This window comes from Clostridium gasigenes (assembly GCF_900104115.1).
Classification (GTDB): Bacteria; Bacillota; Clostridia; order Clostridiales; family Clostridiaceae; genus Clostridium; species Clostridium gasigenes.
This window is the reverse complement of the sequence record NZ_FNJM01000002.1, coordinates 186,513-209,928: the sequence shown is the minus strand read 5'-3', so window position 1 is coordinate 209,928 and position 23,416 is coordinate 186,513. Positions and strand designations below refer to the sequence as shown.

The window sequence follows — 23,416 nt, the reverse complement described above, 5'->3', positions numbered from 1 at the left end:
AAATTTAGCGAGGTAATTATGGATAGATATGAAAATATTAAATTGGATAATCAGCTATGTTTTTCATTATATGCTGCATCAAGAGAGATAATAAAATTGTATAAACCACTACTTGATAAATATAATCTTACATATACGCAATATGTAGCAATGCTAGTATTGTGGGAAGAAGAAAAAATAACTTTTAAACAAATTGGGCAAAAGCTTCATTTGGATTCAGGAACACTTACCCCAGTATTAAAAAAGTTAGAAGGTATGGAATTAATAAAAAGATATAGAGATGTGAAAGATGATAGATCTGTAATTGTTGAATTAACACAAAAAGCAAGATTGTTAAAAGATGAAATAGTGGAAGTTCCACATCAAATATACTGTAAAGTTGGTGCAACTGAAGGCGAAATAAAAAAAATAAAAATAGCTGTAGATGAACTGTTAAATAGAATAAAATAGAATAGGATGTATATTAAATAAAGTTTTTATAAATATAAATTTTATTTAATATTTTTTTAAATAAAACAGTTGAACAAAATTAAATTTTGCAAAATTAAAAAATGAGAAAGGAAGTAAATAATATGAATTTTTATGATTTTTCAGCAAAGACAATGGATGGAAAAGTAACAAAGATGGAGGAATATAAGGGTAAAGTTATACTAGTAGTAAACACAGCAAGCAAATGTGGATTAACACCACAGTTTAAAGAGCTTGAAGAAGTTTATAAAGAATATAAAGATAGTGGGTTTGAAATTTTAGGATTTCCTTGTAATCAATTTGCAAATCAAGATTCAGGAAGTAATGAAGAAATACAAAATTTTTGTCTGTTAAATTATGGAGTATCTTTTACTATGTTTGAAAAAATAGATGTGAATGGAGAAAATACACATGATTTATATAAATATTTAAAAGGTGAAGCAAAAGCATTTTTAAGTAAGAAAATAAAATGGAATTTTACTAAATTTCTAATAGATTCAGAGGGAAATGTAATTAAGAGATATGCACCAACAATATCACCATTAAAAATAAAAGCTGATATTGAAAAATTATTTTAAAATCTAGGAGTTTAAAGATAACGATAAACCGCATCACAAATAAGTGATACGGTTTTTTTAGATTTTGTAAATTTAATGTGAATTAAAAAGAAAATATTATGTTTATTATTTTAATCGTTCATCATCTTCAGCTGCGTATTCTAAAATATCACCAGGCTGACAATCTAAAATTTCACATAATAATTCCAGTGTGGAAAAACGAATTGCTTTTGCTTTGTTATTTTTAAGAATAGAAAGATTAGCCATAGTTATACCCATTTTTTCTGATAGTTGGGTAGAGTTAATCTTCCTTCTGGCCATCATTACATCTATATTTACTATAATTCTCATATTAGTATTCCTTTCTAGATAGTTTTATCATTTTCGTCTTTAATTTTTATAACTATTTCAAATAATTGACATAGTACTAGAAATAAAAATCCTATAATTAGTGAAATAAAAGTAACTATAATAATAGGACCTCCAATAATAGCATACTTGAAAAAATCTACTGAATGTTTTAAGTATGTTATACATCCAGTAAAAATAATAATTTCACTAAAAGAACAAATGGAAATAACCTTTAAGGATTTAATACTATCAATAGAAAAAGGCTGGTTTTTCTTGATTAAGATACAAAGTTTTTTTAGTTTAAATAAAGCTATAACATAGGGAATAGAAAATAAATAAATACAAACTACAACATTTATTACCAAGTTACTCTCTAACAGCGAAAACTGACTTTTAAAAAATGCTGTAGTAATAAGTGGAGTTGCTAAAAGTAGGATAAATGTAATACATATTCCTAAATTTACAATGGCATTTAAAGATTTTTGACTAAAATTATTTTTCATTTTCTCAACCTCAATTCATTTATTTTTCATCAATACAATAATAATACAAGAAAGTTTATCGTTTGTAAATAAATAAAAAAACTTAAACAATATAAAATTATTATTTAGCCTTAAGAAAGTATAGTGATGTTAGTGCTTTGTCAGGAATAACTATTAGGAAATGGGGAAAATTATAATTAAAACAAATATATTGTAAAATTGGAGCGACTAAAGAGGAATTTAAGCTTTTAAAAATCGTGTTAAATAAGCTGTTAAGGAATTAAGTTAAATATAAAATACGAAATTGGATAAAATAAAGTAAGTTATTATAAAGAAAAAGATTGAACTATATATAAATTGATGGTATATTTTAAAAAATATACTTTTAATTTAGTCCGAGAGACTAAGAAGGGGGACGTAATATGAAAAACATAAAAAATACAAAAAAAGAAATTCAAATGGTGGATGTAAATGATAAGGTGGCTCTTAGTAGGGCGATTCCTTTAAGTATTCAGCATTTATTTGCTATGTTTGGAGCATCGGTATTAGTTCCAATTCTATTTAAAATAGATCCAACTACCGTTCTGTTTTTTAATGGAATAGGTACATTGTTGTATGCCTTTATTACAAAAAGGAAAATACCAGCATATTTAGGATCAAGCTTTGCATTTCTTGCACCAGTATTCTTGCTTACAAGTCAAGGGTATAGCTTTCAAACTATACAAGGTGGATTTGTAGCATCGGGAGCTGTGTTTGCAACAGTTGCAATTATAGTTGGATACACCGGTATGGGTTGGATAAATAAATTATTTCCGCCGGCAGCAATGGGTACAATAGTATGTATAATAGGTTTAGAACTTGCAGGAACAGCCGCAGATATGGCAGGGTTTCCGGTAGGGGGTAGTAATTCACCTACATTAAATACAACTTGGGTAATTGTTTCTATGGTAACTCTAGTTAGCGTAATATTAAGTAATATATTACTTAAAGGATTTTTAAAAGTAATACCAATACTTATAGGTATTATTGTTGGATACATAACAGCATATTTTATGGGGTTAGTGGATTTCTCAGCTATAAGTAATGCTAGCTTCTTCACAGTTCCTAATATAAAAATGGCAAAATTTGATGCTACAGTAATATTAACTATATTACCAGCTACATTTGTAGTTATAGTAGAACATGTAGGTCATTTAAAGGTAACAAGTAGCATAATAGGAAGAGATTTGTCTAAAGATCCAGGTCTTCATAAATCTTTATTAGCAGATGGACTTTCAACTATGATTTCAGGTATGTTTGGTTCAGTACCAACAACTACTTATGGTGAAAACATAGGAGTTATGGCTTTAACAAAAGTATATAGTGTATATGTAATTTGTGGAGCAGGACTACTATCAATAATATTAGGTTTCTCAGGGAAATTATCAGCTATAATAACTACAATACCAACACCGGTAATAGGTGGAGTAAGTTTCTTATTATTTGGTACTATAGCAACTTCAGGGTTAAGAACTTTTATTGAAGAAAAAGTTGACTTTGCAAAATCAAGAAATTTAATTCTTACATCTGTAATATTTATAGTAGGCTTAAGTGGAATAAGGATAAATATAGGATTCGTAGAGTTAAAGGGAATGGGACTTGCGACAGTAGTAGCAATGGTATTAGGTATATCATTTATGATTTTTGATAAACTAGGAATAATGAATGAAGAAGAATAAAATAAATTTCGACAAAAAGTTTGATATATATATATAAGTAGTGTATAATGAAAGTAATATATAACAGAAGCAAAGGCGTTTCTTAAGTATAAAATACTTAGGACGTCTTTGCTTTTTTTTTAGTGAAATTGCAGATTCTATAAGTGATTAGATAGTTATAAGCGACTAATAATCAGACTTAAAGGGAAGGCCTTTCATTTGAAAGTAGATAAAAAGGGGGACTTTATTATGAAAAAAACAAAATTATTAAAAATGGCTATGGCTATAGTTACTCTAGGAACATTACTAGTTGGATGTGGGGCAAAAGATTCAAGTGAAGGTACTAAGTATTTGATAGCGACAGATTCTAAATATGCACCATTTTCGTTTGAAGAAAATGGGAATTATAAAGGGATTGATGTAGAGATTTTAGCAGAGGTAGCAAAAGCAGCTGGTTTTGAATATGAATTAAAACCTATGGATTTTGGTGCAATAATTCCAGCAATCAAATCAAATCAAATAGATGCAGCAATAGCTGGTATGGGTATAACTGATGAAAGAAAAGAATCATTAGATTTCTCAGAACCATATTTTGAATCTGGTTTATCAATGGTTATTAAAGGTGATAACACTGAAATAAATGGAGTAGAAGATTTAAATGGTAAAACAGTTGCTGTTAAAAAGGGAACTGCAGGAGAGAAGTGGGCTTTAGATAATGAAAAAAATTATAATTTAAAAGTAAAACATTTTGAAGATTCACCATCAATATTCTTAGAGGTACAAGGCAGAAACTCAGATTTCTTACTAGATGATTATCCAGTAATAGCATATAAAGTTAAGGTTGATGCTAATAATGAATTAAAAATTGTTGGAGATAAAGTAACTACTTCAAATTATGGTTTTGCAGTTAATAAAGGAAAAAATACTGAGTTAATGAGCAAATTCCAAGCTGGATTAAAAACTATAAAAGAAAATGGAAAGTATGACGAAATATTATCTAAGTATATAAAATAGATAAAACATATTAAGACACAAATGAAAATACTAAAATTAAAATTTTAAAGTTAGTATTGATGAGGGGGATAATGATGGAGTTTATGGAACTACTTAAAAGAAATTTACCAAGCTTGATATCGGGACTTGGAGTAACTATAAAAATCGCTATTGTTGCACTAATTATTGCAACAATAGTGGGTCTTATTTTAGGATTAATGAGTATATCAAAATCAAAAATATTAAGAGGAATATCTACTGTATATATATATATAGTTAGAGGTACACCACTTATGATACAAGCTGTCTTCATATATTTTGGAGTTGCGCAGGCTTTAGGAGCAAGATTTGACCCTGTTTTAGCAGGTATATTAGTACTTGCATTTAATGCTGCAGCATATCTTTCGGAAATATTTAGATCAGGTATTGATGCTGTAGATAAGGGGCAGATGGAAGCTGCAAGAAGTTTAGGGTTAAGTAACTCAAGAGCTATGATAAAGGTAGTACTTCCACAAGCAGTTAAAATTATGATTCCATCAATTATGAACCAATTCATAATTGCAATTAAAGATACATCTATATTATCAGTTATTGGTATAAAGGAATTAATGCAAAGTGGACAAATAATAGTTGGGACAACCTATAAAGCTTTTGAGTTTTATGGACTTGTAGCAATAATGTATTTTATTATTATTACAATATTGACACTAATTTCAAAGAGAGTTGAAAGGAGATTGGTATCATGATAATAAAGGTAGATAATTTAAGAAAGCATTATGGGCAACTGGAAGTGCTTAAGGATATCAGTTTAGAAGTAGCAGAAGGTGAAGTAGTTTGTATTATAGGACCATCAGGATCAGGGAAAAGTACACTACTAAGATGTTTAAACGCATTAGAAGAAGTTACTTCAGGAGAAGTTGTAGTTTTAGAACATAATATTCTTGAAAAAAAAGCTAATATTAATAAGCTTAGAGAAGATATTGGGATGGTGTTCCAAAGCTTTAATTTATTCCCTCATTTATCTGTTATAGAAAATATTGCTATGGCGCCTAAATTAATAAAAAAAATAGGCAAAGATGAAGCAGAAAAACAGGCAATAGAGCTATTAAAAAGAGTAGGATTAGAAGAGAAAAAAAATGAATATCCGAATAACTTATCTGGTGGACAAAAGCAAAGAGTTGCTATAGCTAGAGCATTAGCTATGAACCCTAAGGTTATGCTTTTTGATGAACCTACATCTGCATTAGATCCAGAAATGGTTGGAGAAGTTCTTAATGTAATGAAGGATTTAGCAAAAGAAGGTATGACTATGATAGTTGTAACTCATGAAATGGGATTTGCAAGAGAAGTTTCAGATAGAGTAATATTTATGGATGGTGGATATATATTAGAAGATTCAACTCCAAAAGAGATTTTTACAAATGCTAAAAATGAAAGATGTATTGAATTTTTAAATAAAGTAATAAATTAGTAAAAAAGGAGTTGTTTTAAACAGCTCCTTTTTATAATGATTTGAAATAGTTATCAAAATAATATTATTATATATAAGGTTAGGAATAAAAAACAACTTGCTATCTAAAAAAAACAAATTACGAATTATCATAATTTGTTACTAAAAGAATATAAACCCTGTAAATATTTACTGAATGTGATATTGTGAAAATATATAAATGAATCTTACTAAGATAGTATAAAATAACGGCTTGAATTTATTAAGAAACTATAAGTAGTATTAAGGAGAATTATTATGGGAAAATATAATTTAGGAATTGATATCGGTGGAACTTTTATTAAATATGCATTAGTAGATAAAGAATATAATATTAAGGATAAATGGAAAGTAGAAACAGTAAAGTTTGATTGTAAGGATGAGCTATATGATTATATATGCTTAAATATAAAAATGATAGATGAGATAGAACTAATAGGAATAAGTGCACCAGGACTTATTGATGAAAAGTCTAATGTTAAATCTTATGCGGCACCTAGTGTTTGTATTATGTATGGTACAAATATAAGTGAAGAAATAACAAGCAGAACAAAGAAAACGGTTTCTGCTATAAATGATGCTAAATCAGCGGGGTTATGTGAATTGAAAATAGGAAATGCAAAAGGTAGTAAATCGTCAGCGTTCTTAATTTTAGGAACTGGAACTGGCGGGTGTGTATGTAATGAGACTGGAGTTATATTTGGACAAGATGCCTTTGCTGGTGAATTTCATAATCTACCATTTATAAATTTTAAAAGTGGACAAATAGATAGGCTAGGGGATTATGCATCAATAACAGCATTAATAGAAATATATAATGGTAAAGTAAATAAAGGAGAAGAGGCTAAATATGGGAATGATGTATGTAAAAGATATTTAGAGGGAAATGAAATAGCAGAAATTTCAGTTGAGGAATGGATAAATAATATAATAATTCAGTTAATAACTATAACTGTTTTTTATAATCCGGAAATTATATGTATAGGTGGAGGAATATCAGAGGAGGATTGGTTTATAGATATGGTAAGAGAAAAATATAATAAGGCATGTATAAATTTTTTTAACGTAGATATTATAACTACTAAAATAGATAGGTGCAAGTATAATAATGATTCAAATATATTAGGAGCTATAATAAATACTTATAGACAATAACTAAATATTTAGTTATATTACAATGAAGATAGATTATAAATAGTACTTGAAAACATAGAGGAGTTTTATTATGAATATTATATTGAGGTGAATAGATGTTTAATTATGAGATTATACAAAGTTTAAATCATTTAGAGTTATCTATATATGACTATATAATGAAGAATAGTAAAAAAGTAATGTATATGAGAATTAGAGAACTTGCAGATGAGGCACATGTATCTACTACTACTATTTTAAGGTTTTGTAAAAAATTAAAGTGTGAAGGGTTTTCTGAATTTAAAGTTAAATTTAAAATGTATATAGAAGAAGAGAATATTGAAAAGGTAAGTGATGATACTTCAGAAATAATTAATTTTTTGAAGACAATAGAAAATAGTGATTTAGATAAAAGGTTAGATAAATTGTGTGATTTAGTTAAAGTGGCAAGTAATATTATATTTATTGGAATAGGTTCTTCGGGAATATTATGTAAATATGCTGCTAGATATTTTTCTTCAATTGGTAAGTTTACAGTTCATATTGATGATCCGTTTTACCCAACAAATTTTAAACACTATGATAATTGTCTAATAATAGCTTTATCTGTATCAGGAGAAACACCAACTACAATTGATAATATAGTTAGGCTAAAAAGAGAAGGAAACTCAATTGTAAGTATCACTAATAGTGAGAACTGTAGTATATCTAAAATGTCAGATTTAAATTTATCATATTATGTACAACAGGTTAAAATTGGGTATAGCGATATAACAACTCAGTTACCTGTATTGTATATGATAGAGAGAATCGGAAAAAAATTATATAACGAATATAGAATTGAATAGTTAAATGCCTATGCTTTGAGTCTATTGTTGACTTTAAGGTATAGGCATTTATTTGTTATATAAAAAAACACGATGGTACATTTATGTATCAAATTATTAAGTGAGTAACCTGTTTTTTAAGGCCATGAAATTGATTACAAAGTGAATGTTATATGTATAATAATATCATGACACAAAGAGGAGATGAAGAAATGATATATGAAAGCTTAGATAAATTTAGATGTGATTTCTTATGGGGATCAGCATCAGCAGCTTATCAAGTTGAGGGTGCATGGGATAAGGATGGAAAAGGTCCAAGTGTATGGGATATATATACTAAGAAACCTGGAACAACTTATAAAGAGACAAATGGAGATATAGCAGTAGATAATTATAATAAATATAAAGAAGATGTAGCATTAATGGCAGAGATGGGATTAAAGGCTTATAGATTTTCAATTTCATGGAGTCGTATTTATCCAAGAGGTAGAGGTGAAGTAAATGAAGAAGGTTTAAAATTTTATAATAACTTAATAGATGAGTTAATAGAAAATAATATAGAACCAATAATAACAATATATCATTGGGATTTACCGCAACACCTACAAGATTTATATGGTGGTTGGGAATCAAGGGAGATAATAGAAGATTTTAATGATTATTGTGTAACACTTTATAAGCGATTTGGACATAAGGTTAAACATTGGGTTACATTAAACGAGCAAAATGTATTTATAGGATTAGGTTATATGACAGCATTACATCCTCCAGGCGTTAAGGATAATAAAAGAATGTTACAAGCAAATCATATAGCGAGCCTTGCAAATGCAAAGGCAATTCAATCATTTAGAACTTATGTGCCAAATGGAATGGTAGGACCTAGTTTTGCTTATGGACCAACATATTCATATAGCTGCAAACCAGAAGATATCTTAGCGGCAGAAAATGCAGAAGATATAAATTGCAACTGGTGGCTGGATGTTTACTGTAAGGGTACATACCCATCATTTGCATTAAAATACTATGAGAGATTAGGGGTAGCTCCAGTAATTGAAGATGGTGATCTTGAATTATTAGAAAAGGGAAAGCCTGATTTTATAGGGATAAATTACTACAGAACAGCAACTGTACAAATGAATGAATTAAATGGTGTAGGCGTATCGGATAGTATGAACACTATTGGAAAAAAGGGTACATCAAAAGATAGTGGTATTCCAGGCGTTTATAAAAGTGTTAAGAATCCTAACTTAGAAGCAACTAATTGGGATTGGGAAATAGATCCTATAGGATTAAGAACTGGGTTAAGAAGGATAACAAGTAGATATGGATTACCTATATTAATTACAGAGAATGGGCTAGGTGAATTTGATACTTTAGAAGATGGTGAAGTGGTAAATGATGAGTATAGGATAGACTACTTAAGAGATCATATACAAGCTTGTAAAGAAGCGGTAACAGATGGAGTAGAACTTCTTGGATATTGTACCTGGTCATTTACAGATTTATTAAGTTGGTTAAATGGATACCAAAAGCGTTATGGATTTGTATATGTAGATAGAGAAGAAGAGGATATTAAAGAGTTAAAGAGAATAAAGAAGAAAAGTTTTTACTGGTATAAAGAGGTTATAAAGAGTAATGGAGAAAAGTTATAAATATTAATTTTAAATAGTCTAAATTTAGATATTAAATATTAGAAAATAATTTTAAGGGGTTGGTATTATGAAAAAAATATTATTAGTATGTGCAGCGGGGATGTCAACAAGTTTATTAGTTAATAAAATGAAACAAGCAGCAAAAGAAATGGGTATAGAAGTAGATATTGAGGCGTTACCTGTATCAGAATGTTCATCTGTAATTGATGAGGTTGATATAGTTCTTTTAGGACCTCAAGTTCGTTTCCAAAAACCACAAGTAGATAAATTAGTTGATGGAAGAATACCTGTAGAGGTAATGGATATGAGATTATATGGAACTATGAATGGTAAGGCTATTTTAGAAAGTACACTAAGTAAGATTTAATAAATTATTAGATGGAGGGGATTCTACAATGAATATTATGGATAAGTTCCAAGCTGGAATTGAAAAAATACTAGTACCTATTGCATCAAAGTTAAATGCACAAAGACACATTTGTGCAATACGGGATGCGTTTATATTAACATTCCCATTAACTATGGCAGGATCATTAATGATATTACTAAACTTCGTTTTATTATCACCGGATGGGTTCGTTGCAAAAATATTTAAATTAGGTGAAATATTCCCTAATTTATCAGATTATCAAGCTATTTTCAGTCCAGTATTAAAAGGGTCTACAGATATATTAGCAATTTTAGTAGTATTCTTAATAGCTAGAAACCTTGCAAAACAATTAAAAGCTGATGATTTATTATCAGGGTTAACAGCAGTTTCAGTTTACTTTATAATTTACCCAAATTATGTATCAGTAGAAGGTACAAACCATTTAGTTACAAAGTATATGGGAGCTCAAGGGTTATTTGTAGCTATTATAGTTGGATTAGTTGTCGGTGAGTTAATGTCTATATTATCAAAATCTGATAAATTAGAAATTAAAATGCCAGAGCAAGTACCACCAGCGGTAGCAAGAACATTTAAAGTATTATTACCAATAATTATAATAACTGTTTCATTTTCAATACTTAATTTTATAGTTCAAAAAGTTGCGCCAGGTGGGTTGCATGAATTAGTTTATAACGTAATTCAAAAACCATTAACTTCATTAGGTAAAAATGTAGGATCCGTAATTGGATTCGCGCTTGTATCTCAATTACTTTGGATTATGGGAATACATGGACCAAATACTATAGCAGCAGTTCGTGATACTATGTTTGCAGAAGCTGGTAATGCAAATCTTGCATACGTTGCGTCAAATGGTAGTGCATGGGGAGCTCCATTCCCAGTAACTTGGGGTGGTTTAAATGATGCTTTCGCCAATTATGGAGGGTCAGGATGTACACTAGGTTTAATAATTGCAATATTTATATTTAGTAAAGCTAAAGATCAGAGAAGTATAGCAAAACTTTCATTTGCTCCAGGTTTATTTAATATTAATGAATCAATTATATTTGGATTACCTATAGTATTAAATCCAATTTATATAATTCCATTTATAATAACACCTATAGTAAATATTTTAATTGGATATACAGCAATTGTAATTCTCGAGATAATTCCACCAATAGCATATGGTGTGCCTTGGACGACACCAGGTCCGCTAATACCTTTCTTAGGAAGTGGTGGAAACTTTATGGCATTATTAGTAGGTATAGTATGTCTTGTAGTTAGTGTATGTATATATGCACCATTTGTAATAGCGTCAAGTAAAGCTACGCAAAAAGAAATGGAATTGAAAAGAGAGAAAGAACAAATTAGCTAGTAGGAGTGGTGAAAATGGAAGGAATGGAATTAATAGCATTTGAAATTATAAGCAACGTAGGAATGGCTAAATCATTAACTATTGAAGCATTAAGAGATGTTAGAAGTGGTAAGTATGAGGAAGCAGAAGGGAAACTAGCCGAGTCATTAGAATATATTACTAGGGGACATCATGCACATGCTTCATTAATACAAAAAGAAGCGGCAGGCGAAAAAACAGAGTTTTCATTAATATTAATGCATGCAGAAGATCAAATGATGAGTGCAGAAATTATTAAAAGTCTAGCTGAAGAAATGATAGAAATGTATAAGGACTTAAAGAAGTCATAATTTTAATAGGTAACTTAAAATATATAATTTATTTTAAGTTACCTATTTTTAAACACTTTAAATAAAATAATAGAGTAGGATATGTAGCCTATGATACAGAAGAGATATAAAGGAGATAGTGAATATGAAACATAAGTTTAAAGAAGGATTTTATTGGGGAACAGCAATATCAGCACTACAAACAGAAGGAACTCATAGTGATGATGGAAAAGCAGATAGCACATTTGATGTATGGTTTAAAGATGAGCCAGAAAGATTTTTTGGAGGCGAAGGTAATGGCATAGCGGTAGATTTTTATCATATGTATAAAGATGATATAAAATTAATGAAAGAATTAAATCACAATTCATTTAGATTTTCTATTGCATGGTCTAGGTTAATACCCAATGGTGATGGAGTATTAAATGAAAAAGCTGTAGAGTTTTACAATGGCGTAATAGATGAATTATTAGCAAATGGAATAGAACCTTTTATATGTTTATTCCATTTTGATATGCCTTGGATAATGCAAGAAAAGGGTGGTTGGGAATCGCTTGAAGTAGTTAATTATTTTGCTGAGTATGCTGGAATAGCATTTAAATTATTTGGAGATAGAGTTAAAAAATGGTTTACTCATAATGAACCAATAGTACCGATAGAAGGTTGCTATTTATATGGGTTCCATTATCCAAAAATAAATGATTTTAGAAGAGGCATAAAAGCTACATATTATACAATTTTATCTAATGCTAAAGCGGTTAAGAAGTTCAGAGAACTTAGAGAAAGAGGTGTTTTAAGCAAAGATAGTACTATAGGAGCTATTTTAAGCATGTCACCAGTTTATCCTAGGGATGAAAATGATGTAGAAGATGTTAAGGCAGCTAAAATATGTGAGCTATTCTTTACAAATAGTTTTTTAGATCCAATGGTAAAGGGAGCATTTAATAAAGAATTACTAAAGTTACTTAAAACTCATAATTTATTATTGGATTTTTATACAGAAGAAGAATTAACAATAATAAAAGAAAATACTATAGACTTTTTAGGATTTAATTATTATTTCCCTAGAAGAGTTAAATCAAAGGATATTCGAAGTGAGGGAGAAGTAAATAATCCAGAATATTTCTTTGATCACTATGAATTACCGGAAAGATTATTTAATAAAGATAGGGGCTGGGAAATATATCCTAAGGGAGTTTATGATTTATTAATGCTATTAAAGGATGAGTACAGTAACATACCAGTTTATATATCAGAAAATGGTATAGGAAGACATAATGGAGATCAAGAAGATACAGATGAAAATGGATATATAAATGATGATGCAAGAATTGAATTTGTAAAAGGACATTTAAATTGGTTATGGGAGGCACAAGAATCCGGTTCAAATATTTGTGGATATCATATGTGGTCATTAATGGATAACTGGTCAATGTCAAATGCATTTAAAAATAAATATGGATTCTTATATGTGGATAGAGAAAATGGGTTAAAGAGATCAATTAAAAAGAGTGGTCATTGGATTGCTAAAGTAAGCGAAAATAACGGATTCTAGAATAAAAAAGGGCAGAAGATATGTAAGTAAAGTATTATACATCAAAGCAAATATTATATTTATATTAAAAGTATAGGAAAGCAAACTGATTTATTGTAAAATAAGGATAAAGTCATAAAAGTGGAGGCGTCTTTATGAGTAAATTAAATGAAATATTAGAGTTTAATAATAGGTTTGTAGAAAATAAAGAATATGAACAGTATGCTACATCAAAGGATCCAAAGAAAAAGATAGTTATTTTATCTTGTATGGATACTAGACTTACAGATCTTCTGCCAAAAGCCTTGAATCTTAAAAATGGTGATGCTAAAATTGTAAAAAATGCAGGGGCCACGGTTATGCATCCTTTTGGGAGTATAATTAGAAGTATTATTGTTGCGATTTATGAGTTTGATGCAGATGAGATTTTAGTTGTTGGCCATCACGGTTGTGGAATGTGCAATTTAGATACTGATAATTTATTGAAAAAAGCAATTTATAGAGGAATACCACAGGAGTCTATAGATACACTTTTAAACGGTGGAATTGATGTTAAAAAATGGCTTCATGGATTTGATTCTGTAGAAGAATCTATAAAAGATAGTGTTAATTTAATAAAAAAACATCCATTAATGCCAAAAGGAATATCTATTCATGGGCTTACAATAGATCCTAGAACTGGTAAACTTGAAGTGATTATTGATGGTTATAATTAGGATATGTGAATAATCAAGGAATAAAAGTATAGTTTATTGATGTTAGATATCCTGAAATAGATAATAAGACAATAATACTGACTTATTATTTATTTCAGGGACCCTTAATTGATAATATTAGCGTAAGCTACATTTATAAATAACATATATAATTAATGAAAAATTAAATATTCCTAATATTAAATATATAATTTTAGATAATTTATTTATCGTTTTTTCTCGTTTCTTATATTCTTGCCTAGTAAATTTTTCTTTTATAATAGGAAGTTGAGAAGTAATAACTCCTAAGAAAATTAGATTTATATATAAAAGCAATTCATCGTATCTAATAAATCCTATATTATTTTCAAAAAACTTAGGTTTAAAAATTAGGCTTAAAGTTGATAGCACACTTATAAATGTTGAAATAGTAAATAGCATATTTACAATTTTTTTACTCTTTATTTGTAATGAAATAACAATTCCTTTTAAGCCAAGATAATTTAACAATAATGTTAATAGGCCCAAAGCTTCTATAGAAAAGAAAATTATGTGGACACTAACATTTTCATTACCCGTTAATAGCATATAATAGCCATACCCAATTAAAAATAAAATAGTTATGACAATAGAAAGTTTCAGAGATTTATACAAATGATATTGCTCTAATTCATCCTCGCTGCCTAATAATACCATGAAGAATATTAAAGTAATCATAGCAACAAAAAGCGCATGGGTAGATATTAATATAGTTTCTATAGTATTCATTATTCTTCCTCCACCTTTTCAAAAATTTCATCAATACTCCTGTTAAAATATTTAGCTATAGAAAAAGCAAGCTTTAAAGACGGATTAAAAGTTCCTCGTTCAATTTCTAGGATGGTACTTCTATTTATTCCTAAATCAATAGCTAAGTCTTCTTGGGTTAAATTTTTTTCTGCTCTAAGAACCTTAATTTTTGTATTAAACAATTTTTCTCTTTTTGACATAGCACACCTCTTTATAAATGTATTATAATGTAAATGTTGATTATAATCAACAAAAAGTTGTGTATAGTAATCTTTAGGTAAAAGGAAGATTATTATTGAGGCATTTAAATAGAAAAGTAATTATAGAATTTTTAAATACGAAATATTTATTTTAATATGTATTATGTGGACGAAATGTTAAATTTATAACGATATAATGTTAAATTTAACTAATTGTTATGTTATAATAAACTTATTATGTATATTTTTTATAACACTTATGTTTGAATAATAGTAAATGATAAGGAAATATTAAGAAAGTTCATTGCTTTTAATTAAGAAAATATAGGTAAAATTATAAGAGATGGAAAAACAGTTAAAAAAATAGAAAGCGGGGAAGTAAAAATGAAGAAGAAACTTTCAAAGAAGGCAAAAGTTGGTCTAATTGTTGCGGGGGCGGTAGTATCAATTGCTATTGTTGTAGCAGCAGGGCTTGCAGTGAAAAATAGTGCTAATAATAGTAGTTCAAAAACAGCAGATTTAAATAGTGAAGTTGTTTATGAAGTTACTGGGGAAGAACCATTAAAATTTAAAGGGAATAGTATAATAAGCAAAGAACAGAATATTGTTGTAGATAAAACTCAAGGAGAGGTAAAGGATTTAAAGGTAGAAGATAAGCAGGATGTTAAGGCAGGAGATGTTCTTTTTACATATCATTCAACTCAAGCAACTAATGAAAAGGAAAAATTAAATAGTCAAATTAATTCTAATTCAGAAAAAAGTCAAAGAAGTAAAAAAAATAAAGACGCGTTAAATAATGAATTAAACAGTTTGACAAAAAAAATAGAAACCGAAAAAAGTAATAGCCCTGCAGGGGAGCCAAGCCAAGCAGTTATGGGGCTAACTCAAAAGAATGAAGAAATAAAGGCGAAAATAGAGGGAGAGCAGACTTCTATTAATGCTTATAATGATGTTATAAATGAGCTAACAGCTCAAAGAGATTTATTATCAAAACAGGAAAAGAAAAATATAACCGCTGAAATTGATGGGATTGCATATATTTATGAGAAAGGTTTATCAGATATTACATCTCCATATATAAGAATTGTGTCTAAAGAACCTTTAATAAAGGGCGAAGCTTCAGAATTTGAGATAGAAAGCATTAAAATTGGAGATAAAGCTATGGTTAAAGTTGTTAGTACAGATGAGATGATTAAGGGTATAGTTACTTCTATAGATGAGTTGCCAGCTTCTTCTATAGATGGCAAATCACTAAGCTATACATTTAATATCAAACAAGAGAAACCAATTAGAATAGGATTTAATGTAGAAATAAAATTAAATTATGATGGATTAACAATACCAAAAGAATGTGTAATAGAAGAAGATTCTAAGTTATATGTTGCAAAGAGTAAGGAGACAAGCTTTGAAAAAGTAGAAATTAAAGGGGTATTAGATGGTGAAAATTATACTCTAGAAAATGATACTATAAAAATTGGAGATAAGATATCAAAGACACCAATTGAATCTCTAAAAGTTGAGGTAAAATAATGATAGAGTTAAAGAATGTAAATAAATTTTATTCTACAGGTGACGAAACTTTACATGCTCTAAAAAATATAAACTTAAAAATTGAAGAAGGTGAGTTTCTAGCTATTATGGGACCTTCTGGATCTGGTAAATCTACAATGATAAAGATATTAGGGCTACTAGACAATAATTTTGAGGGCGAATATTTGATGCTAAATAAAGATATTAGAAGCTTATCAGATGATGATTTAAGTTCTTTTAGAAATGAAAAAATAGGATTTATATTTCAAGATTTTAATCTTATAAAAAGATTGTCTGTTAAGGAGAATATTGAGTTACCAATGCTTTATAGAGGCTGCTCAATGCGAGAAACTAAGGCAGTTGTAATAGAAGCTCTAAAGAAGGTTAAGTTAGAACATAAAATAAACAAATATCCAACACAGTTATCTGGAGGGCAACAACAAAGGGTTTCTATTGCGAGGTCATTAGTTAATAAACCTAAAATTATAATAGCAGATGAACCTACAGGGGCGCTAGATAGTACTACTTCCAAAGAAATAATGGAAATATTTAAAGACTTAAACAAAGAGGGAATAACTATAATTTTAATTACTCATGATATTAATGTTGCAAGAAAGTCAAATCGGATTATGAGCATATTTGATGGGGAACTTAAGGAAGGTGAGATGTAAAATGAAGTTTAAGGTTTTGATTTTGTCCGCCTTAAGAAATTTAAAGAGAAATAAGAATAGATCATTTTTAACTATGCTTGGTATAATAATAGGAATTGCATCAGTTATTACAATAGTTGCTTTAGGAAATGCATACAAAGATAAGCTTATAAAAGATATGACTGGAGAAAATAGTGGAGAAATAAAGCTACAAGCAAATTTTGCAAATAAAGATATGAAAATTGATATGTCTAATCAGGCTATATTTTCTAATTTAGAGAAGAAATCAATAGAGAAATTAGATCAGGTTGATAAGGTAGAGTTAGCATATGGAGAGGATTTTTTTGGATCAGTAACTACAGTAAATATAAGAGATACTGACTTTCAAGGATTTGTTGAAAAAGTAAATAGTAGTAGCAAACCTGATATTATAGGAAGAGATATTACAGAAAGTGACAATGCAAATAATAGAAAAGTTGTGGTGATATCTGAAAGGATATTAGAAGCGAGTAAGTTTGATAATAATAAGATTTTAGGATCGCTAGCTACAATTAATGGTATTAATTTTGAAATTATTGGTATTATACCAAAACCAATAGAGGAAAAGGTAAGTTTTAGCCTCCCTTCTGATATATGTATTCCAGAGAATACGCATAAGAAGTATTTGGCTAAAGAAAAAATGCCAGTAGGACTAGATATAACATTGAAAAAAGAAATGGATGTAAAGGAATCTATAAAAGCTATTGAAGATAAATTAAATGAGGTCGGAAGTAAAAGACAGTATGGAAAGTATTCTGTTGTGGATTCAAGTGGAGGGATAAAGATGCTTGGGAGTATACTTAATACTTTAACATTATTTATATCAGCAGTTGCAGGGATATCCTTGTTTATTGCAGGTGTTGGTGTAATGAATATGGTATACACTTCAATTTCAGAAAGAACCTTAGAAATAGGAATAAAAAGGGCTATAGGAGCTAAGAAAAAGGATATAAGAAGAGAATTCCTATTAGAAGGTATTTTAATCACTTTAACAGGTGGATTAATTGGTTATATAGTTGGTATTATTGTTGCAATGATAATTTCTATATTTATAAAAATGAAAGTATCGCCAGATCTATTTACAGCATCAATTGCAATAGGACTATCAGTACTTATTGGATTATTATCAAGCATATTACCAGCAAAGAAAGCTGCTAATGCAAATACAATAGATATATTAAAATAATAAATTACTATTTTAATATCCATTACTAGATTGTAAAAAATCAGTATAAAAGGATAGACCACACCCTTTAATAAGGTGTGGTCTTCTTGTATATATATTACTTATATTCTTATTTATCTTTTAATGAATCAAAATAATTTCCTTCTATTATAGAATCTGCAACTTTAAATATATCATTTAAATGTTGTATTTCTTTTTCATTTTTTGGAGTACCCATAATATCACCATTATTTAGAAGAGTTGCATCTCGTTCTGTGTTTACTAGAACTCTTCCCATAGAGGTATTTTCAAACTTGCTTCTATCTACACCTAATAAATATGATATTGTTGGTAGAAAATCTGATTGTCCACCAGCCTTAGATATTACTTCTTCTTTAAGTCCTTTTCCATATACAATAAATGGTATTTTTTTATTGTTATCTTTCCACCAATCACCTTCAAGTGGAGCATCTTGTATTTTATCTTCATAGAACTTATGAACACCACAGTGATCTCCATAAATCATAAGTACAGTATTATCTAACTGTCCATTTTTATCTAATTCTGCTATAAACAGTCTTATAGCCTCATCTGTATATCTAACACTTTGGAAGTAGCCCCCAAGCATGTTTTCATCTAATTCCTTTGGTAAATCTAAATATTTTTTATCCTCTGGCATATCAAAAGGTCCATGACTTGTTAGCGTTGAGATGACAGTGTAAAAAGGTTCACTTTCGGATTTTAGTTTTTGTGATATCTGTCTTAAATATGACTCATCTGATAAGCCAGGTCCTATAAGTTCATCCTGGTTAAAGGTATTTAAATCCCATATTTTATCAGCACCGAATGATTTATGTGGTTCTGCCCAGTTCCAACTTCCAGGTAACTCTGCATGAGTAGATATAGAAGTATAACCTTCATTATTTACTATGTTTTGTAATGAGTTATATGAAACCCATGGATAAGAAAGGAAAGCGGTCCCTTGTCTTACTGGAAATATTGATGTATTAACTAGCAAATCTGCATCTGAACTAGTTCCTGAATTATTTTGTTCATATATATTATCAAAATATAAACTTTGTGATAATAGTTTATTTAAAGTAGGGGTTATTTCTTGTCCGTATACTTTTTGATTTATAACAAAATTTTCTAGAGATTCTACTTGAATGGCTATTAAATTTTTCCCCTTAACCATTCCCTTATATTTATTATCGGGAATATTTTCTTTATTGTTGTTCATCCAAGTTTCTATATCTTTAATATTTTCGCTACTTAATTCTCTAGTCTTATCACCGAAAAAGGCTAAATCATACCCGTGAAACCCTAGTGGACTCATATCACTAAATGTTTGAAATGGTGCCCATGATAGTCTAAATAAAGATTGTCCAGGTATTTTACTTTTAATATCAATAAAGTTATGTGCTATACCTATAATAAATGCACTTATTAAAAATATTGAAATAGATTTTATTACCCTTAAATATAGTTTTGGAGTATATTCATATTCTTTTAAATTAGTAAATTTATAAACAATAAATAAAACTATAAAATCTATAAAAAATAATAAATCAACTATTTTAAAGTTGAATAAATCTCCGCTTATTGGATTGAATATATCCGGATGTATCAAATGTCTTATTGATAAAAATGTTCCATTACTTCTGTAATACCATATATCAGCAATGAAAATAATTGTTACAATAAGATCAATTATTATAGAGGCTCTTAGCTTCCCCTTTTCTTTAAATATATAAATTACACTTAGTATTAATGTTATTATAGCTAAATGTATGCCAATAGCTGGAACACCAAAATACATTTTGGTTATATTTATGCTAGCAGACCCTGGTGTTCTTAGCATAGATAATAGAAACATTGATTTTATTTGAATTATTAATACCATAAATAAAAATAACCAGTTAGTTTTAACTATTTTTTTGAGATTTTCTTTCATTTTTATATCCTCCATTAATTTCCTTAATTATTTATTAGTTCTTTATATTGTATATCAAATTTTTATCCATATCTAGAAAAATAATAAATATATAGAGGATTATTTGTTATAATATAGTAATTAGTATAATAAACAGCGACTAATTATATAATTAAGACAGATTTAGTTTGAATTTAGATATAGTTAAAGCATAGTTTGTTAACACTTATTATATATTATAATAAGTGATTTGTGGAGATGATAATATGAATACATTATCTAGTTTAGTATATATGAACATAGATTTAGTTCAGGATTTATCTTCATTATTAATTGATGGATATTTAGATAGTAAATCAATAAGAGAGGCTCACGATGAAACTATATCTAAAAAAATACAATCATTGACTAAAAATCAACTTACAAATGATTTAAAAAAGACAAAAAATGATAAGGACATTAATAAAGTTACAGATGAAAACTGCTTGGAATATGTGGATAATACAAAAGCTTTAGAAGGTAGAACTTATGGAAGAAATGAGGTTACTTATAAAAAGGTATATTCATTATTTTATTTTTATAATATTTTAATACCAACAATGAAAAGGTTGAATTTAATAAGATCTATTACAGCTAAAGATATAATAGATAATAATGTATATGATGGTGAATTTGTTGAATTTCATGGAAATATGAGTATTAACATACTATCAAATACTATTGAAAATACAATAAATATATTGAAGTCATATAATATTAAAACTTTAGATGAAAGAGTATATACTAAGGATATAGGCCCTTTAACCTATACTATGATAGTTGATATATTAACATATATAAATAAAGAGTTAGCTAGAAACAATACCTTTGATTGTTTAGTAAATATGGGCAATTCAAATGCAGTTTTAAATTTAAATTTTAATTATGTAGATAAAAAAGGCGCTTTATATGATATAGCACAGTGTAACTGCAAGGTTTTTGGAAAAGTATGTAAGGTTGCCACAAAAAAGACTGAACATATAAGTTTACTAAGGAAAACAGGTTTAGATTCATACTATGAGACTTTATTAACTTCTATTAATCCATATCTTATTTTATTAAATGATTCAGGATATTTAATTCCATTAGATATAATAACAGATATATATTCACCGGCAATTCAAGTTATACCGGTAGGTATAAGTGTATGACTTATTTTTTTGTATGATAAAATATTTTTTTGAAAATAGTAGTGAATATGATAATAATAACATTAGGAGATGAAATCAGAATGAATAAGTTAAAAAAAGGAGATGTTATTGGTATTTTTTCACCGTCAGCACCAATAACGTGTATTTGCCCTAATAGATTTAGTAGGGCAAAAGAATTTTTGAGAAATAAAGGATTTAATCTGTTAGAGGGTACTTTAACTGGAAAGAGTGATTTCTATAGGTCAGGTAGTATAAAAGAAAGAGCAGATGAATTAAATGAGTTAATAAGAAATCCTGATGTTAAGTGTATAATGTCAACTATAGGAGGTATGAATTCTAATTCAATAGTTCCTTACATAGATTATGATGCATTTAAGAAAAATCCTAAAATTATTATAGGATATTCAGATGTAACAGCAATTTTACTTGCTATATATGCAAAAACAGGAATAACCACCTATTATGGTCCAGCATTAGTTGCATCTTTTGGTGAATGGGAACCTTTTGTAGAAGAGACATATGAATATTTTGAAGATATTACTATGAATTCAATTGGAAAATCTAAAATATTAGAGATGCCTAAATATTGGACAGATGAGTATATTAATTGGGAAGCACAATATAAGAGTAAAGAATGTAGAGAAAATCAGTGGATCACAGTATATGAAGGGGTTACTACCGGTAGGTTAATTGGTGGTAATTTAAATACTATGGAGGGCATATGGGGAACTGAGTATATGCCAGAAATAAAAGAGGGTGATATCTTATTTATTGAAGATTCATTGTTGGATGCTGCAACTATTGAAAGAAGTTTTTCGTTATTAAAACTAAGTGGAGTTCTAGATAAAGTGTCAGGAATAATTCTTGGAAAGCATGAATTATTTAATGATTTAAAAACTAGGAGAAAACCTTATGAAATATTAGTAGAAGTGTTGGGGGATAGAAAAATTCCATTTCTTGCTGATTTTGATTGCTGTCATACTCACCCTATGATGACTCTTCCAATAGGATGTAAAATTAAATTAGATACTACAAAAAAAGAGGTGTCTATTATTGAATAGACAGTATGATTACATGTTTTAGATGATGAAACAATTTCTATATAAAAAGGATAGCTAGTAAAATTAATTATATTTTACTAGCTATTTTAAAATAGACAGCACTATGAAACTTTCATTGACCTATCTAAATGATGAATTAACATTTTTTGAGTTATTTCTAGAACTAATCTAATTGCTTTGTTTTAGCTATAACTATTTCTCTTATACAAACATCTTGTGGCTGACTATAAGCAAATTCTATACAATTTGAAATTTGTAGTGGGTCTAATCCACTTTCTATAGTTTTTTTCCACTCATCATAATTATCTTTAATTTCTTCATTTGTAGTATGACTTAATAATGGAGTGTCTACTACTCCTGGAGCTATGACAATAACTCTAACATTTGAATCTGCCACTTCTTTTCTTATATTTTCTGTTATTGCATGTACTGCAAATTTTGTGCCGCAATATACTGAATGGTTATCAAATGTTTTTCTTCCAGCTATTGAACTAATATTTATTATTGTTCCTTCATTTCTTGATTTCATATCAGCAAGGACTATATGTATACCTGTAAGAATACCTTTTATATTTACGTCTATCATATTACTCCATTCTTCAAAAGCTTGTACTTCTGGATGACCTAAAAGCATTAATCCAGCACAATTTATTAATAAATCTACCTTACCGTACTTTTCTTCAGCCTCTTTTATTGCTTCTCTCATTTTTTCTAAATCAGTTACATCTACTGATTTACATAATGAATTAGGTAGATTTAAATCTTCCATTTTATCTAAGCTTCTTGATAATAATAAAGTTGGATGACCTTTTTTAGAAAATTGAGTAGCTAAACATTTTCCTATTCCTGAACTTGCACCTGTGATTATAACTAATTTTTTCATAGTTTATCCTCCTGATTGTATTATTAAATAATTTGTACTATTAT

At 28.4% G+C, this 23,416-nt stretch carries 25 protein-coding genes; 19 read left to right on the top strand and 6 right to left on the bottom strand.

Annotation, left to right across the window (positions count from 1 at the left end; all coding sequences use genetic code 11):
- Nucleotides 1-18 precede the first annotated feature (18 nt).
- Together BLS77_RS05960 and BLS77_RS05955 are read left to right on the top strand one after the other, a co-directional pair.
- Nucleotides 19-450 (top strand): MarR family winged helix-turn-helix transcriptional regulator, encoded by a 432-nt coding sequence (locus BLS77_RS05960; RefSeq protein ID WP_089966935.1) that lies wholly within the window; start codon nt 19-21, stop codon nt 448-450.
- A 122-nt stretch (nt 451-572) separates the two neighbouring features.
- Entirely contained in the window at nt 573-1,046 is a 474-nt protein-coding gene (locus tag BLS77_RS05955) for a glutathione peroxidase (RefSeq protein ID WP_089966933.1), read from the top strand.
- Between the two features lie 105 nt (nt 1,047-1,151).
- On the opposite strand, the gene BLS77_RS05950 is transcribed toward BLS77_RS05955, so the two are convergent.
- Nucleotides 1,152-1,376, bottom strand: coding sequence for a helix-turn-helix domain-containing protein (locus BLS77_RS05950; protein ID WP_089966931.1), 225 nt, complete (start codon nt 1,374-1,376; stop codon nt 1,152-1,154).
- Nucleotides 1,377-1,390: 14 nt separating this feature from the next.
- The gene (locus tag BLS77_RS05945; RefSeq protein WP_089966929.1) at nt 1,391-1,879 is read right to left on the bottom strand and encodes a DUF2975 domain-containing protein; all 489 of its coding nucleotides are present in this window, start codon (nt 1,877-1,879) and stop codon (nt 1,391-1,393) included.
- A 401-nt stretch (nt 1,880-2,280) separates the two neighbouring features.
- Here BLS77_RS05945 and uraA point away from each other — a divergent pair, with 401 nt between their 5' ends.
- The 12 genes from uraA to BLS77_RS05885 all read left to right on the top strand — a co-directional run bounded on the left by uraA (nt 2,281) and on the right by BLS77_RS05885 (nt 13,953).
- Entirely contained in the window at nt 2,281-3,576 is a 1,296-nt protein-coding gene (uraA, locus tag BLS77_RS05940) for a uracil permease (protein ID WP_089966926.1), read from the top strand.
- 228 nt (nt 3,577-3,804) lie between these two features.
- Nucleotides 3,805-4,569: a transporter substrate-binding domain-containing protein gene (locus BLS77_RS05935; RefSeq protein ID WP_089966924.1), complete on the top strand. Its 765-nt coding sequence runs from the start codon at nt 3,805-3,807 to the stop codon at nt 4,567-4,569.
- A 74-nt stretch (nt 4,570-4,643) separates the two neighbouring features.
- Nucleotides 4,644-5,294 (top strand): amino acid ABC transporter permease, encoded by a 651-nt coding sequence (locus BLS77_RS05930; RefSeq protein WP_089966922.1) that lies wholly within the window; start codon nt 4,644-4,646, stop codon nt 5,292-5,294.
- On the top strand, nt 5,291-6,019 hold the full coding sequence (locus BLS77_RS05925; RefSeq protein WP_089966920.1) for an amino acid ABC transporter ATP-binding protein: 729 nt from the start codon (nt 5,291-5,293) through the stop codon (nt 6,017-6,019). Before BLS77_RS05930 ends, BLS77_RS05925 begins: the two co-directional genes overlap by 4 nt.
- Nucleotides 6,020-6,295: 276 nt before the next feature.
- Entirely contained in the window at nt 6,296-7,192 is an 897-nt protein-coding gene (locus tag BLS77_RS05920; protein WP_089966918.1) for an ROK family protein, read from the top strand.
- Between the two features lie 95 nt (nt 7,193-7,287).
- Nucleotides 7,288-8,019, top strand: a complete 732-nt coding sequence (locus BLS77_RS05915; RefSeq protein ID WP_089966916.1) for a MurR/RpiR family transcriptional regulator — start codon at nt 7,288-7,290, stop codon at nt 8,017-8,019.
- 191 nt (nt 8,020-8,210) lie between these two features.
- Entirely contained in the window at nt 8,211-9,650 is a 1,440-nt protein-coding gene (locus tag BLS77_RS05910) for a glycoside hydrolase family 1 protein (protein ID WP_089966914.1), read from the top strand.
- A gap of 67 nt (nt 9,651-9,717) precedes the next feature.
- Entirely contained in the window at nt 9,718-10,017 is a 300-nt protein-coding gene (locus BLS77_RS05905; protein ID WP_089966912.1) for a PTS sugar transporter subunit IIB, read from the top strand.
- A gap of 28 nt (nt 10,018-10,045) precedes the next feature.
- The gene (locus BLS77_RS05900; RefSeq protein WP_089966910.1) at nt 10,046-11,395 is read left to right on the top strand and encodes a PTS sugar transporter subunit IIC; all 1,350 of its coding nucleotides are present in this window, start codon (nt 10,046-10,048) and stop codon (nt 11,393-11,395) included.
- Between the two features lie 14 nt (nt 11,396-11,409).
- A complete protein-coding gene (locus BLS77_RS05895) occupies nt 11,410-11,724 on the top strand; it encodes a PTS sugar transporter subunit IIA (protein WP_089966908.1) in 315 nt (104 codons plus the stop codon).
- A 124-nt stretch (nt 11,725-11,848) separates the two neighbouring features.
- Nucleotides 11,849-13,258 (top strand): glycoside hydrolase family 1 protein, encoded by a 1,410-nt coding sequence (locus tag BLS77_RS05890; RefSeq protein WP_089966906.1) that lies wholly within the window; start codon nt 11,849-11,851, stop codon nt 13,256-13,258.
- 134 nt (nt 13,259-13,392) lie between these two features.
- Nucleotides 13,393-13,953, top strand: a complete 561-nt coding sequence (locus BLS77_RS05885; RefSeq protein ID WP_089966903.1) for a beta-class carbonic anhydrase — start codon at nt 13,393-13,395, stop codon at nt 13,951-13,953.
- A 117-nt stretch (nt 13,954-14,070) separates the two neighbouring features.
- On the opposite strand, the gene BLS77_RS05880 is transcribed toward BLS77_RS05885, so the two are convergent.
- Together BLS77_RS05880 and BLS77_RS05875 are read right to left on the bottom strand one after the other, a co-directional pair.
- Complete coding sequence (locus BLS77_RS05880; protein ID WP_089966902.1) at nt 14,071-14,700, bottom strand: hypothetical protein; 630 nt, start codon at nt 14,698-14,700, stop codon at nt 14,071-14,073.
- Nucleotides 14,700-14,921: a helix-turn-helix transcriptional regulator gene (locus BLS77_RS05875; protein WP_089966900.1), complete on the bottom strand. Its 222-nt coding sequence runs from the start codon at nt 14,919-14,921 to the stop codon at nt 14,700-14,702. Before BLS77_RS05875 ends, BLS77_RS05880 begins: the two co-directional genes overlap by 1 nt.
- 384 nt (nt 14,922-15,305) lie before the next feature.
- Between BLS77_RS05875 and BLS77_RS05870 the strand changes: the two genes are divergently transcribed.
- Genes BLS77_RS05870 through BLS77_RS05860 form a run of 3 tightly spaced genes read left to right on the top strand, consistent with a single transcriptional unit; the run spans nt 15,306 to nt 18,326 of the window.
- Nucleotides 15,306-16,451 carry an HlyD family secretion protein gene (locus BLS77_RS05870; protein WP_089966897.1) on the top strand — a complete coding sequence of 382 codons (1,146 nt, stop codon included), beginning with the start codon at nt 15,306-15,308 and terminating at the stop codon, nt 16,449-16,451.
- The gene (locus tag BLS77_RS05865; RefSeq protein WP_089966896.1) at nt 16,451-17,122 is read left to right on the top strand and encodes an ABC transporter ATP-binding protein; all 672 of its coding nucleotides are present in this window, start codon (nt 16,451-16,453) and stop codon (nt 17,120-17,122) included. Before BLS77_RS05870 ends, BLS77_RS05865 begins: the two co-directional genes overlap by 1 nt.
- Nucleotide 17,123: 1 nt before the next feature.
- Nucleotides 17,124-18,326, top strand: coding sequence for an ABC transporter permease (locus BLS77_RS05860; RefSeq protein WP_175490790.1), 1,203 nt, complete (start codon nt 17,124-17,126; stop codon nt 18,324-18,326).
- 109 nt (nt 18,327-18,435) lie between these two features.
- On the opposite strand, the gene BLS77_RS05855 is transcribed toward BLS77_RS05860, so the two are convergent.
- Nucleotides 18,436-20,259 (bottom strand): LTA synthase family protein, encoded by a 1,824-nt coding sequence (locus tag BLS77_RS05855; protein WP_089966892.1) that lies wholly within the window; start codon nt 20,257-20,259, stop codon nt 18,436-18,438.
- 245 nt (nt 20,260-20,504) lie between these two features.
- On the opposite strand from BLS77_RS05855, the gene BLS77_RS05850 reads away from it, so the two are divergent.
- Nucleotides 20,505-21,428, top strand: a complete 924-nt coding sequence (locus BLS77_RS05850) for a hypothetical protein (protein WP_089966890.1) — start codon at nt 20,505-20,507, stop codon at nt 21,426-21,428.
- Nucleotides 21,429-21,508: 80 nt separating this feature from the next.
- Nucleotides 21,509-22,489, top strand: a complete 981-nt coding sequence (locus BLS77_RS05845) for a S66 family peptidase (protein ID WP_089966889.1) — start codon at nt 21,509-21,511, stop codon at nt 22,487-22,489.
- A 163-nt stretch (nt 22,490-22,652) separates the two neighbouring features.
- Here the strand turns inward: BLS77_RS05845 and BLS77_RS05840 are convergent, their stop codons facing one another.
- Nucleotides 22,653-23,372 carry an SDR family oxidoreductase gene (locus tag BLS77_RS05840; RefSeq protein WP_089966887.1) on the bottom strand — a complete coding sequence of 240 codons (720 nt, stop codon included), beginning with the start codon at nt 23,370-23,372 and terminating at the stop codon, nt 22,653-22,655.
- Between the last annotated feature and the right edge of the window lie 44 nt (nt 23,373-23,416).